The sequence below is a fragment of the Coriobacteriaceae bacterium genome (assembly GCA_025992705.1).
GTDB lineage: Bacteria > Actinomycetota > Coriobacteriia > Coriobacteriales > QAMH01 > QAMH01.
Genome location: DAJPGJ010000001.1, coordinates 1,004,264 through 1,017,619, shown reverse-complemented (window position 1 = coordinate 1,017,619; position 13,356 = coordinate 1,004,264). Strand labels below are relative to the sequence as shown.

Below are 13,356 nucleotides of genomic sequence, written 5' to 3'. Positions count from 1 at the left end.
GCTTCGTCGGCATGCCCCTCATGCTATGACAAGCGGGTGGGAAACTCGCGCCAGCGCCTCCGCAATCGTGAATCATGGTGAAATTGTCTGGAATGCCCCGAAACCTTGTGAGGCCCATGAGTTGCTGTTTAAATACGAACCTCAACAGAGGAACGCACATCACCAATCGAAACGTTGGGTGAAAAACATGGAAGAATCATTGAACCGCAGGTCATTCCTCGGCGCCGCCATCGCCGGTGGCATAGCCGGTCTCGCAAGCCTTGTCGCCACTCCCTCGGCACATGCCGTCACGAGCGCCGAAAAGCGTGCCGAGGTTCAAGCGGCAAAGGCCCGCCTCGACTCGATGACATCGCAGCTTGAGCAAACCGTCGCGCAGTTCAACGCCGCGCAGGACGCATACGATGCCGCCGCAGCGAAGGTCGCCGAATGCCAAGTGAAGATCGACGAGGCAAACGTGAAGATATCCTCCCTGCAAGGCCGTCTCGGCAATAGGGCGACTGCCATGTATCGCGAGGGGGCCACTTCGTATCTGGACGTCCTCATGGGTTCGAACTCCTTCGATGATTTCGCGAGCACCTGGGACATGCTCGACCAGCTCAATGCCGAGGACGCCTCGCTCGTGGACGACGCCAAGGCAACGAAGGCACAGCTTGATGCCGCCAAGGCCGAACTCGACGCCAACGAGCAAGCCGCACAGGCCGAGCTCGACACGCAGGCCGACCTGAAGGCCTCCATCGAAGCCCAGGAAGCTGCCTACCAGGCTGAGTACAATAGCCTAAGCTCCGAATACCAGCAGCTCATCGCACAGGAACGCGAGGCGGAGTCCCGTCGCCAGGCAGCAGCATCCGCCGCTTACACGCCCTCCATGTCGAGCCCTTCTTCCTCGTCATCGTCGTCGTCATCTTCCTCGGGCGGCGGATATAGCTCTGGCTCGAGCATCCCCTCGCATGGATCGGTCGTCGACTATGCGGTATCACGCCTGGGATGCCCCTACGTCTGGGGTGCATCGGGACCCAACACCTTTGACTGCTCTGGTCTCACCATGTGGTGCTATCGCCAAATCGGCATCAGCCTACCCCACTACGACAGGTCGCAATACGCCGCAGCTCGCGCGCGTCTCAATCCACGCGATGCCGCGCCTGGTGACATCCTATGGCGTCCGGGTCATGTCGCCATCTCCACCGGCGGCACCAACTACATTCACGCGCCGCATACGGGAGCCGTCGTAAGCTATGGTAGCGGCGGAAATTGGGTGTGCGCACTGCGCTTCTAGAGCTTCGCTAATGTGAAGGTTTCGAGAAGAAGCTGTTAAGAAAACGTTCAGATGATGTGTCGTGCATGCGAAAAACGCGTGCATCGCCCCATGAACCAGTAATATACGGCAGCAACCCGTCCAATTCGGGTGATTCGGTAATCGAACTACGAACATGCACGCCGAAGGATGATTATGTCACGCTCCATATCTCGCGCTTGTGTCGCATTGGCAGCGCTTCTCCTGAGCATCGCACTCGCTCTGGGTGCTACCCTTTGTCTTGCTCCCACTGCCCATGCAGACGAGGCGACCATCTTCTCCCAGAAGCTCACGAAGCTTGTCGCCGGAGAATCCCCGGTTCTCACGGAGACCATCGAGGCAGCGTTCTCCGATGCCCTCAGTAGCGCCAAACGCGAGGCATTCGTCGATGAATCCCGTGCCGAGGATTTCTACTTCGCGCAAAACGGATCGGGGCGTTGCACCATCACATCCGTTGCGATGATGGTACGCCGCGCCGCCTTCCTCGATGGTAGGTCGGATTGGCAAGAGCTTGGCCTTGCCTCGGTCACTGCCGATGGCTGGTGTTCCGCCGGCGTCAAATGGAACTTCGAGACAGCTGGCTACGATATCGGCGTCATCGATGTCGCAGGTACCTCCGATGCGCTGCGTGAGCTCCTCGACGAGCATCCCGAGGGCATCGCCGCATACGACCCGAACGTCCCCCACGCCGTTCTTCTGACGGACTACGACGAGGAAACCGACACCTTTTACTGCGCCGATCCCGCCAACTACAAGGCCGGGTCACGCATCCCGCTTGCCGAATCATGGAACGGGGAGTGCCGGGGTTCGAGCCAATCACGTGTCGTGGCGGGTCTTACACGCGCTTGGGTCATCCAGTAGGCTAAATGCAAAAGCGAGCCTATAAGCCGGGTTCTGTCTTCTAAGACGATCATTTATCTAGGAGTGCCGTTACCAGCACCCTCCAGCAGGCAACCCGGATGCGAGTCGGGTCAACTCATGGCATCCCTATTTGCCCTTGCTCCGGATGGGGTTTGTCAAGCCGCCGCGTCACCACGACGCTGGTGCGCTCTTACCACACCGTTTCAGCTTTTCTCCGTGCGCGCACGGGGAGTCTTCTTTTCTGTGACACTATCCGTCGGGTCACCCCGCCCGGCCGTTAGCCGGCATCCTACCCTGCGGAGCCCGGACTTTCCTCATCACCCGGACCCCTTCATGCGAAGGGGCGGGCGCCGCGATCATCCAGCCCGCTTTTGCGCGCTTGATTATAGCGTATGCGATTGGGCGAAACGGCAACGAAGGGTCAGCGAAGAAGCGGGCGACAGGGAGTGTGACAAGGGGTCTGACCCCATGACACACGAAACGGAGAAGTTGACGAGGGTTGGGGATGCCATTTTGGAGCGCCTGGGTTTCACGGCAAGAGGACGCTCCGTGTAGCGGAGGTCCAAGGGAGCGAGCCGTAAGGACCGCGAAGCGGGCTGTCGGGGAGCGACCGTCGGAGCGAAGCGGAGCGTCCTCTTGCCTCGACCCCCCCCCCGTCAAATATCCATACCCACCGAATCAGGAACCTCGAACATCTTGTGACGACTCGTCTCGCCGCGCACGCAGGTGACGGAACTCTTGGGAACATCAAAGAAGGAGGCGATGAGTGCCACCGCCTCCTTCGTAGCCTTGCCTTTTTCCGGGGCCGCCTTGACCTTTACCTCGAGCTCGCACTGGCCGTCCGCCCCTTCACGCCATCCAATGACCTCCGCACGCCCGGACTTGGGCGTGACATGCACGGGTAGGCGCATGAAGCACGTCCCTACTTGTCACCGTCGGGCATGATGGAGGGAATGTTGATCTGCGGAATCTGCTGGGTCGTGAGACGCGGCAGCTCGTCCTCGTCGATGGTGGGTACACCATCCGTGCGGTCGTGCGCACCGCGCGTCTTGAGCTTGGGAAGCTCTGCCTCGACCTGAGCCTCGGTCACGCCCTGCGTGGTGAGGTTGTTGAATTCCTCCTTGGCATGGGCGGCGAAACGCTCGAGCATGTCGAGGTACTGCTCGCGGAACTTTTGCGCGTAATCGTCAAGCGCCTTGATCTCGTTGTCGATGGCGGCCTTCTTGGCCAGGGATTCACGGATGAACTCGCGAGCCTTCGCCTCGGACTCATGGTAGATGCGGTCGCCCTCGATGCGCGCGTCCTCCTTGATTTGAGCAGCGCTGCGCTGGGCGGATATGAATGCCTCGGCAATGGCATTGTCGAGCTTGTTCTTCTCGCCGAGCTGCTCCTGCATGGGCTCGAGCTTGGCCTCGGCCTCCTCAGCACGGACGGTCATGGCAGCGAGGCGGCCCTGGGCGATCTCGAGCTCGCTACGCAGCTCGCGCTCGACAAGACCGGCCTGCTCGAGCTCGGCAGGCGACGTGAGCGACGCGGCGCTTGCCTCGGCAAGCTCCTCGCGCGTCTTGGAGAGCTCGTCCTTTGCCTCCTTGAGCTCGGACTCGAGCTCCTCGATCCGCTTGTTCATCGCATCGACCTCGTTGGCGACGCGCTCGAGGAAGACGTCGACCTGTCCAACGTCATAGCCGCGCAGTGCGTGCTCGAATCCCTCGTCCTGGATATCCTGCATCGTGATGGCCATGTTTGATCTTCCTTTCCTACAGGAGCGCGGCGATGAGCCGGCCCACCAGCTGCACGACGATAATCGCGAAAATCGGGCTTATGTCAAGCATACCGCCAATAGGCGGAATTATACGCCTAAAGATATTGAGAAAGGGATCGCAAATGCGACCAAGCGCTCGATAGATGTCGCCAACCCATCCGGATTGGTGGTTGGGAAGCCAGCTCATGAGAATGTAGATGAGGATGACCGCAACATATAAATCGCAAATGCCCAGCAAAAGCGAACGCAGGAATATAAGCGTCGAGGAGATCATGCGCCCAGCTCCTTCGATCGGCGCGCCGCCGCGACGACACCATCCCTCAAGGCTTCCTCGACACCTGCCGTGCGCATGGCGTCAAGTGCGGCGACTGTCGTGCCACCAGGGCTGCTGACGGCATCGATGGCATCGGGCAGGCTCTGCCCCGTCTCGATGACCAGGCGCGCGGTGCCGAGCATGGTCTGCAGGACGAGTTCTCGTGCATCCTCGTAGCGCATCCCCAGGCTGGCTGCGGCCTGTGCGATGACCTCCGCGAAGAGCTCAAAGTAGGCAGGACCCGAACCGCTCACGGCGCAGACGATGTCCTGCTCGGACTCGTCCACGATGATGGCCTGGCCCATGCTGGCAAAGAGCGCGCGCACAAGCTCGCAATCCCGATCGCTTGCGGCACTGCCGGCACTCACCGCAGACATGCCGCAGCCGCACAGAAGCGGCGTATTGGGCATGACGCGCACGACGGGGACATCGGCGCCGAGCACGTTCGCGATTTTATCCGTGGAGACACCCGCGGCGATGGATATGACGAGGGTCGTGGTATCGATGCCCGCATCGACGAGTTCTGTGCAAACCTCGGGAACCTTGGCGGGCTTGACGGCAAGAACGACGCAGCTGGCAGGCATGCCGGCTGCCGCGCTCGCAACGGTACGCACACCGAGCTCGGCCGCGATGCGATCGCGCTTTTCCTGCCCGGGATTGGCAATGGTCAGGTTGTCCGCAGACATGCCATCGATACGCAGCATACCCTGGGCAATGGCCTGACCCATGCGACCACCACCGACGATGAGTACATTTTGGAGTTCGTTTGCTATGGTGTTTTTCATCTTGCCCTATCGTGCGTTATCGTCTTCTATCTTGAGAACATCCTGCGAAACGAGATATTCGCGATCCTCCTCGCTTAGAGGCTCGGAGCTCTTCGAAATCACAAAGACGCGCTCGGCCGCCTTGCCGACGTTGAGGTTGAGAGCACTTGCGACACCGAAGGAGAAGTCGAGGATGCGCTTGGCAAGTGAGGCCTTGGTGTCGACGACATTGAGGATGACCGTCTTGCCGGCCTTTGCGGCATTGGCGACCTTCTCGATGTCAGCATAGGCCTTGGGGCAGACGATCTCGAGCCTGCCAGCAGGATTGCCCTTGATCTTGAGGAAGTCGGAGCCGAGCGACGCATATGGGTCGCGGCTCGTGTGCGTGGGTGCCGGCGAGTCCAGGAAGGACGGGTCCTGAGGAGCCGACCAGGTGGGCTCCCCCACCGAACGCGATGTATCGCGACGCGAAGAGGATGTGCCAACACCCCTGCCATACGAACTCGACGACGAACGCGAGGAGTACCCACGCGAAGAGCGCGTCGACGAATCGAGACTATCGTAGGAGGCGACACGTGGCTTGCGATCAGACGACAGGGTCACGTGCTCGAAATTGCTGGGATTATAGGAGTCGAAGGAAATGACCTCGCTGCGACGCGTGCTACCGCGCCTCTCCTCTACGCCCGTATCTCCGTAATCATCGTAATCGTCGTCATAGACGACATCGTCCTCGTAGTACTCGGCGTCATCATCAGCCCACTCAGGTTTTCCGCCAAATCCGAGCCGGTCCTTCATACCGCCCAAAAGACTCATAGTCAGTGCCTCGCTCATATGAAACAGGCACCCAGGTTCGTGGTGACGCTAGAGTGCCTTGAAGTTATCGTCAAAAATCCTTCTACCAATGCGAACCATGGTGGCGCCTTCCTCGATTGCCACGGGATAGTCTTCAGACATGCCCATCGATAGTTCGCTCATAGAAATACTATCACGCTCATCGCAATATTTTGACATCATCTGGCTTAAGTTTTGCAACCCGGCAAATGTTTTCCGGGCAATGTCGATGTCACCTTGGGGAGCCATGGTCATCAATCCCTTGCAGGCGACATGCTCGCACTGCGCAATGCGCTCGAGAAAGGCGGGCAGGTCGTCAGGGCGGATGCCGCCCTTGCTCTCCTCGCCCGAAACCGAGACCTCGACGAGCACATCCTGGACGCACTCCCCGTGCGCAGCCGCCTTCTCGATGGCATCGAGAAGCGTGAGACGGTCAAGCGAATGGATGAGGAAGGCCTTGCCGACGATGTGGCGCGCCTTGTTCGATTGGAGCGTCCCGATAAAATGCCAACGCGCGTCTGGATAGAGAGCGCACTTCTCGTTAAACGGCTTGTCACGGTTCTCTCCGAAATCCGTGACGCCGCAGGCTATTGCCTCTCCGACGACGGGAGGCTCGACCGTCTTGCTCACGGCGATGATCCTCACGCCCCGTGGATCCCTGCCGCAGTTCTCGCATATGTGTGCGACATCCTCACGGGTGCTTTCCCAGCGTTGTTCCAGACTCATGATTCCTCTTTCCGAATCGCAAATGCTCCATGGCGTCCCGTGACGCCAGCATCGGCTCGATACGAATAGTACGCGTCATGGTGACATGACGTACAGACACCTGCATCTGCAATTCTATCCTCCGCAGCGCCCGCCCGCGTAAGCGAGGCTATGACCGCAGCTGATAGATCCAGGTGATTGTTACCTGCATCACAGCTCTCGCCAAATTCGGCAACAAATTGCCCAACGAGTTCAGCGGATACTTCGTAGCAGCACGACCCGATGTGGGGACCAATGTAGCAGTTGATATCCGATGCAGCACACCGTGCTGCCAGCTGCAGCTTGCGCAGGCCCTTGCCCGCGATGCCGGCGATGGAACCACGCCAGCCGGAGTGAATGACAGCAAACGATCCATCTGGCGCAACGAGAATCACGGGGACGCAATCCGCGAAGCAAAGTAGCACGGGTATCTCTGACTGAACGCACACGATGCCATCAGCTTCACCAGCTGTTTTCAGCTGCGATTCGACAACTTGTCTAATTTCGACGAAATCACTTCCATGCACCTGAAATGGTGAAATTAGACTTTCTATACAATTATCTGCATCAAGTGCAGCGCAGAGCAATCTTCTATTGGCATCGACACGTCCTGCATCGTCACCAACGCTGTACGAAAGATTGAGGCCAGCATAGGAGCCCTCGCTCACTCCCCCGGCGCGCGTCGTGAATGCGATGCGTGTCCCACATGTCGCGAAGAGCGTCTCATCGCTGAGAACGCGTAGCTCGGCATCGTCAGCACAAAAAGGAATCTCCGCCAGCTGCGGAAGCGGGAGGCGGAGATTCTTGGTTGCGTGCATGTGGGAGTTGGCTATCCCGCGAGGCATTAGTAACGGCTGCGCTTGAGGAAGTCGGGGATGTCGTCATCGAAGGCGGGCGTAAGGTTGTCCTCGGGAGCGGATGCCGCAAAGGACTGGCTCACGCTCGGTCTGCCGCCGAGATCCATGCTCGCCTGCTGCTCGGTGCCATCGAAGCCCGTGGCGATGACGGTGACGCGGATTTGGTCGCCCATGGACTCGTCGATGACGGTACCGAAGATGATGTTCGCATCTTCGTCAGCCGCGGAGTTGATGATCTGCGAGGCCTCGTCGATCTCCTGCAGGCTCATGTCGCTACCACCCGTGATGGAATACAGGATACGATCTGCACCCACGATGGAAGACTCGAGGAGCTTCGAGGAGATGGCCTCCTTGGCAGCATCGGCCGCGCGATTCTCGCCCGAGGCGATGCCGATGCCCATCATCGCGGAGCCAGCATCCTTCATGATGGCGCGGACGTCTGCGAAGTCGAGGTTGATGAGACCGGGAATCGTGATGAGGTCCGTAATGCCCTGGGTGCCCTGACGCAGGATGTCATCCGCGATGCGGAACGCGTCGAGCATGGAGGTGCGCTTCTCAATGACCTGGAGAAGGCGGTCGTTGGGAACGACGATGAGCGTGTCGACCTTCTGGGCGAGCAGGGCGACGCCCTCCTCGGCCTGGTTCATGCGCTTGCGTCCCTCGAAGCCGAAGGGTTTGGTAACAACGCCAACCGTAAGAGCGCCAATCTCCTCCATGGCAATCTCTGCCACGACGGGAGCGGCACCCGTACCCGTTCCGCCGCCCTCGCCCGCAGTGACGAAGACCATGTCTGCACCGGCAAGCGCGTCGCGGATATCGGCACGGGACTCCTCTGCCGCCTGCGCGCCAATCTCGGGATTGGCACCGGCACCGAGGCCACGCGTAAGTTCCTCGCCGATGTGAACCGTGCGGTCTGCATCGGACATGAGCAGTGCTTGTCTATCGGTATTGATGGCGATGAACTCGACACCCTTGACGCCGGCCTCAACCATGCGATTGACGGCATTCGTGCCGCCGCCGCCAACGCCGACCACCTTGATTACAGCGAGATGGTCAGATCCTGTGTACTCGGGCATGTCAGTCCTTCCTACGTTTAAGGAATCCTCGTCATCCGTCTGGATTCCTTTTTGTGCTCCGTTTAGTCTGTCAAATGTTAGAAAAATCAGTCCAGACAAGTATACACTTCGCGCAAAGTATCGCCACGATATCCATCATTTTTTAGGTGAATTTTGCGTGTTTTCCTCTATGATTTCTAGTCAAATTTAGTGTTTTGAGCAATTTACATCAACAAAGCCCTTTCACACCTATGTGACTACCATTCTCCCGCCGACGGTTTTGAAACGAGCGTTGATCATCTCGTTCCCAGTTTCTTGGAATCACTCCAAACCGTTGCATTCGCTCGGCTATTCAACCGCAAGGCGCAAGATACTATGCGGCCCGCATGTCACTGTCATGCGGGCCGCCAGGTGCTTTCTACCAGGTGCGCGATGCCATGGCGCGGAACTGCGCCACCGTGGGCACATGCGCGTTGAGGCCGCCATCGACGGTGACGACCTGACCGGTGAAGTAGGCGCTCTCGTCAGAGCCAAGGTAGACGCACATTGCGGCGATGTCCTCGGGGCTTCCGTAGCGCGTCACCTCGATGTTATCCAGGAAGATCTGCTTGAGCGCGTCGGGGACCTTCGACTCGTTTTCGGGCGTCACAATGAGACCAGGGCGCACGCAGTTGCAGCGGATATCCTGCTTGCCATATTGCAGTGCGGTGTATTGGGTGAGCATCTCGACACCGGCCTTCGCGCAGGCATACGCCGTCGTGCCCAAATCGCCCGAGCACGATGCCATCGAGCCGATGTTGATGATGGAGCCGCCTCCGTTCTTCTGCAGGTAGGGCAGCGCGACCTTGGTGCAGTAGAAGGTGCTGCGAATGTCGCTCGCAAACACGGCATCCCATTCCTCGAGCGAGATCTCGTCAACGCGACCGTCTTTGAGGGCCATGCCCGCAGCGTTGTTCACGAGGATGTCGATCTTGCCATAGGCAGCCTCGGTATCGGCAAAGAGCGCGTCCACGGTCTCGGGCTTGGTGATATCGAGGAAGTGGAACATTGCCTCGCCACCTGCCTCGGCAATGGCATCGACCACGGCCTGGCCACGCTCCTCGCGACGGCCGCACACGACGACCTTCGCGCCCTCGGCGCCATACATTTTGGCAATTCCCGTTCCGATGCCGCTCGTCGATCCCGTGACGATGGCGACCTTGTCCTTCAAACGATCCATTTCGCTTTCCCTTCATACGCCTGCATGGAAAACCAGCATGCTCGCATGGCGATATGCGAGCATTCGGGTTCCTGGTAATTCTAGACGATTGACGAAAAAGCCAGGTTGCGGATTGCTCCTACTCCCCTTCGAGCATGCGATAGGTGGGGCGCGTCGGGACGCGGACGTTGATGTAGGAGATCCTCCCCTCGTATTCGTTGAGCAGCGAGTTGATGACCGCTTCCTTGACCTCGATGTCGCTCGAATCGCCAAAGGCAACCGTCACGCCGTCAACCAGATTGAGCGAGGTCTTGATGGAGGACTCGGCCGAGATGCTCACGATGCGCGAGCGCAGGTCATCGCTGATGGAATTGAGGATGTCGAGCGCGTTGTTGATACCACCATCCGCGCACATGGCACCCGAGATGGGCGCCGGCATGGACGGTGACACGTCGATGATCTTCATCGCGTTTTCCCAGTCGTCGGTCGTGGCAGCGGAGAGCCATGCGCCATCCGTCGAGATAACCCAATTCGAGCGATCGTTGATCTTGACGACAGCGCCCGGCTCGCGCTCGGTGATGTCAATCACGATGGTATCGGGAAAGACGCGGTGAATGGCCGCGTTCTGCACCCAGGCATTGTCCTCGAGACGCTCCTTGATGCCCTTGGAATCGAGACGTAGCAACGTCGAGTCATCGGACACGGCGGCAATGCTCGTAATCTCCTGGCTCGTAAGATGAGCCGAGCCGTTGACCTGCACGTTGTTAACATGGAAGAGGTCAGAGCGATAGATGAAGATGCTTCCGAAGATGACGAGGAGGATGACCGCGATGACAATGGCGATGCGGGCGATATAGCGCAGGTACTGCCAGCGTTGACGCTTGGCGCGCTGCTCGGCACGGATATCGCCGGCACGCCTGCCCTTGTCGAGGGCCTTCCTCTTGGACTCGTTGGCCTGCTTCTGGGCGTTCTCGGATGATTGGCGCGCCTTGTTGGTACGCTGCAGACGTGCGGACTTCTTGTTCTGGTGAGCCTTGACCGACGAGCGCCGTGCCCGCGAGCTAGCTCCTGTATTCTGCTTTCTGCCCCGCCTCGAGCGGGAGCTCGAGGAATCTGACCTCGAGCGAGAGGCTGATGCCATAGCACTCCTTCACGCGATCACGCGCGACGTATGAGCAATTCTACTCCCCGGCCAATGCATGCGTGAGCAGCGGTGCCATCGCCGTGACATCCCCCGCCCCCATCGTGATGATGAGGTCGCCCGCCGAGAGCCTTTGCAGCAGGAAGGGGATGATCTCGGGGCGATGGGGCAACCAGGCAACCTGCTGACGGGGGTTATGTCGCAAGATGGAATCGATGACCGTCTTGCCGGTGACCCCCGGGATGGGTGTCTCGCCAGCCGGATACACATCCATGACGATGATGGAGTCCGCCTCGTCGAAAGCCGGGCCGAACTCACGCGCGAGTGACTCGGTGCGCGAGTAGCGATGCGGCTGGAACAAGACGTGCACATGATTGAAATCGAGTTTGGAGGCAGCCTCGATGGTTGCCCGAATCTCGGTGGGATGATGGGCGTAGTCATCGACGACGACAACGCCGCCTTCCTCGCCGACGAGGTCGAAGCGCCTACGCACGCCGGAGAAGGTCGCGAGTGCGCGAGCCGCCTGCGCGACATCGAGACCGCAGGCCCACACGACGCCAAGCACGCCCGTGGCGTTGAGGACGTTGTGACGTCCGGGGTTCTTCGTAATCTCCGTCTCGACGCTCGTGCCATCGGGGAAGCTCACGGTGAAGGCATAGCCGAGACCGCGTCTGCCCGTAACCTCGAAGCAGACGTCGCGATCGGCACTCCCCTTCTCGCCGTAAACGATGGTTCGCTTGCCAACTCCACGCGCAACCTGCGCAAGTCGTGGATTGTCCGCGCAGACGACGGCAGCGCCATCGTCAGGCAGCAGCGAGAGAAAATCGGCGAAAGCGTCGTATATCGCCTCGAGGCTACCGTAATGGTCGAGATGGTCGGGCTCGATGTTTGTCACGAGCGCGACGTGCGGGGAAAGATGCACGAAGGAACCATCAGACTCGTCGGCCTCGACGATGTAATACTCGCCCGTGCCGCTCTTGGCATTGGTGTTGTAGCCATCGACCGTGCCGCCGATGACGAAGCTCGGATCGAGCCCCATGCGATCGATGGTCGTCGCAAGCATCGAGGAAGTAGTCGTCTTGCCGTGCGTGCCAGCGCAGGCAAGCGTCTTCTTGCCCTCCCCGAGCGAGGCAAGCGCCTGAGAGCGATGCCATACGGGGATACCGCGCTTGCGCGCCGTGGCGAGCTCGGGATTTCTCTCGGGAATGGCACTCGAGATAACGACCGCGTCAAGATCATCCGCGAGATTTGCCGCATCGTGCCCGATCATGACCTCGATGCCCGCATCCACCAGACGCTTGGTGGCACGCGACTCCTTCATGTCCGAGCCGCTCACCTCCACGCCGCGTGACTTGGCGACGAGCGCAATGCCCGACATGCCAACACCACCGATGCCGATGAAGTGTATCTTCTTGGGTTTATTCACCATTGTTCCCTCGTGCGCATTGTTCGACCATATCGGCAAGACGCATGCGCGCGTCCGAGCCGGAGAGTTTCTTACAAGCTTGCCTCATGGTATCACGACATGCGGTATCGTCGAGAAGACCTATCACCAAATCAGCAAAGCCTACCGTCTCCACCTCGGAATCGGGAACGAGCCGTGCGGCACCAAGCTCCACACATGATTGCGCGTTGAGCGTCTGGTGATCTGCACGGGCGTGCGGATAGGGAACGAGCACCGCCGGGACGCCAACTGTCATGATCTCGGCAAGGGAAGTCGCACCAGCCCTGCTGATGACCAGATCGCTTGCGGCAAGAACCTCGTTCATCGAATCGATATAGGGCGAGACGCGCCAACGCTCGCGCTCGTCATCGGATAGATTGAGCTGAGTGAGCACGTTCTCGTAGTCGCCCTCGCCCGTGGATTGAATGACATGCAACCCGTCGATGGCAAGCAGGCGTTCCTTCATCTCGCAAATCGCCTTGTTGATATGCTGCGCACCAAGGCTGCCGCCCATGACGAGCAAGACGGTCGCATCATCGGAAATGCCGAGTGCGGCCCGAGCCTGCTCGCGCGTGCAGCTCTCGAAGGAAGCGCGCACGGGATTGCCAAGAACGACTGGCTCGCAATGGGCGCCCTCGATGCCCTTGGCGCTTTCCGCGTAGGTGAGCGCGATTGCCGTGGCGTGCTTGGCAAGATAGACGTTTGCCATGCCAGTCACGGAGTTCTGCTCGTGAATGACGAGAGGGATATCCATCTCGAAGGCGGCCCTGCCCACCGGAATGGATACGTAGGCCCCGAAGGTGACGACGGCGTCGGGGCGTTTGCGCGCGAAGAGCCTCTTGGCGCAACGCGTTGCCTTGAGGAGTTTGACGCCCGACGTCAGCATGGTGAGGGGATGCGCCTTGTCAAAGCCACTTACCGCGAAGCCCGCAAACTCGAAGCCGGCCTGCGTCGCAAGCCTCGACTCGATATGGTCGGGCGTTCCCACGAAGAGAATCTCATGCCCACGGTGGCGCAGCTCATCGGCAACGGCAAGCGCCGGATTGATATGGCCGGCGGTTCCACCGGCAGAAATGACGAAATACACGGCAGACT

At 59.6% G+C, this 13,356-nt stretch carries 14 protein-coding genes and 1 other RNA gene; 2 read left to right on the top strand and 13 right to left on the bottom strand.

The window, feature by feature from the left end:
- The first annotated feature begins 187 nt into the window (after positions 1–187).
- Positions 188–1,273, top strand: coding sequence for an NlpC/P60 family protein (locus OIM11_04595; protein ID HJJ00410.1), 1,086 nt, complete (start codon positions 188–190; stop codon positions 1,271–1,273).
- A gap of 174 nt (positions 1,274–1,447) precedes the next feature.
- The gene (locus OIM11_04590) at positions 1,448–2,152 is read left to right on the top strand and encodes a hypothetical protein (GenBank protein HJJ00409.1); all 705 of its coding nucleotides are present in this window, start codon (positions 1,448–1,450) and stop codon (positions 2,150–2,152) included.
- A gap of 6 nt (positions 2,153–2,158) precedes the next feature.
- Here the strand turns inward: OIM11_04590 and rnpB are convergent.
- From rnpB to murG, 13 genes are all read right to left on the bottom strand, one after another.
- Positions 2,159–2,524, bottom strand: an RNA gene (gene rnpB / locus OIM11_04585) — RNase P RNA component class A.
- A gap of 284 nt (positions 2,525–2,808) precedes the next feature.
- Positions 2,809–3,063 (bottom strand): DUF167 domain-containing protein, encoded by a 255-nt coding sequence (locus OIM11_04580; protein HJJ00408.1) that lies wholly within the window; start codon positions 3,061–3,063, stop codon positions 2,809–2,811.
- Positions 3,064–3,074: 11 nt separating this feature from the next.
- Entirely contained in the window at positions 3,075–3,893 is an 819-nt protein-coding gene (locus tag OIM11_04575) for a DivIVA domain-containing protein (GenBank protein ID HJJ00407.1), read from the bottom strand.
- A gap of 16 nt (positions 3,894–3,909) precedes the next feature.
- A complete protein-coding gene (locus OIM11_04570; protein ID HJJ00406.1) occupies positions 3,910–4,188 on the bottom strand; it encodes a YggT family protein in 279 nt (92 codons plus the stop codon).
- Positions 4,185–5,012 carry a pyrroline-5-carboxylate reductase gene (gene proC, locus OIM11_04565; GenBank protein HJJ00405.1) on the bottom strand — a complete coding sequence of 276 codons (828 nt, stop codon included), beginning with the start codon at positions 5,010–5,012 and terminating at the stop codon, positions 4,185–4,187. Before proC ends, OIM11_04570 begins: the two co-directional genes overlap by 4 nt.
- A gap of 6 nt (positions 5,013–5,018) precedes the next feature.
- Entirely contained in the window at positions 5,019–5,804 is a 786-nt protein-coding gene (locus OIM11_04560; GenBank protein ID HJJ00404.1) for a cell division protein SepF, read from the bottom strand.
- 48 nt (positions 5,805–5,852) lie between these two features.
- Complete coding sequence (locus OIM11_04555; protein HJJ00403.1) at positions 5,853–6,548, bottom strand: YggS family pyridoxal phosphate-dependent enzyme; 696 nt, start codon at positions 6,546–6,548, stop codon at positions 5,853–5,855.
- The gene (locus OIM11_04550) at positions 6,545–7,384 is read right to left on the bottom strand and encodes a polyphenol oxidase family protein (GenBank protein ID HJJ00402.1); all 840 of its coding nucleotides are present in this window, start codon (positions 7,382–7,384) and stop codon (positions 6,545–6,547) included. The genes OIM11_04555 and OIM11_04550 overlap by 4 nt, the downstream gene beginning before the upstream one ends.
- Before the next feature lie 26 nt (positions 7,385–7,410).
- The gene (gene ftsZ, locus OIM11_04545; GenBank protein ID HJJ00401.1) at positions 7,411–8,499 is read right to left on the bottom strand and encodes a cell division protein FtsZ; all 1,089 of its coding nucleotides are present in this window, start codon (positions 8,497–8,499) and stop codon (positions 7,411–7,413) included.
- A gap of 397 nt (positions 8,500–8,896) precedes the next feature.
- On the bottom strand, positions 8,897–9,697 hold the full coding sequence (locus tag OIM11_04540; protein ID HJJ00400.1) for an SDR family oxidoreductase: 801 nt from the start codon (positions 9,695–9,697) through the stop codon (positions 8,897–8,899).
- A 118-nt stretch (positions 9,698–9,815) separates the two neighbouring features.
- Positions 9,816–10,817 (bottom strand): FtsQ-type POTRA domain-containing protein, encoded by a 1,002-nt coding sequence (locus OIM11_04535; protein HJJ00399.1) that lies wholly within the window; start codon positions 10,815–10,817, stop codon positions 9,816–9,818.
- A gap of 40 nt (positions 10,818–10,857) precedes the next feature.
- Entirely contained in the window at positions 10,858–12,243 is a 1,386-nt protein-coding gene (murC, locus tag OIM11_04530) for a UDP-N-acetylmuramate--L-alanine ligase (protein HJJ00398.1), read from the bottom strand.
- Positions 12,236–13,348: an undecaprenyldiphospho-muramoylpentapeptide beta-N-acetylglucosaminyltransferase gene (gene murG / locus OIM11_04525; protein HJJ00397.1), complete on the bottom strand. Its 1,113-nt coding sequence runs from the start codon at positions 13,346–13,348 to the stop codon at positions 12,236–12,238. Before murG ends, murC begins: the two co-directional genes overlap by 8 nt.
- Between the last annotated feature and the right edge of the window lie 8 nt (positions 13,349–13,356).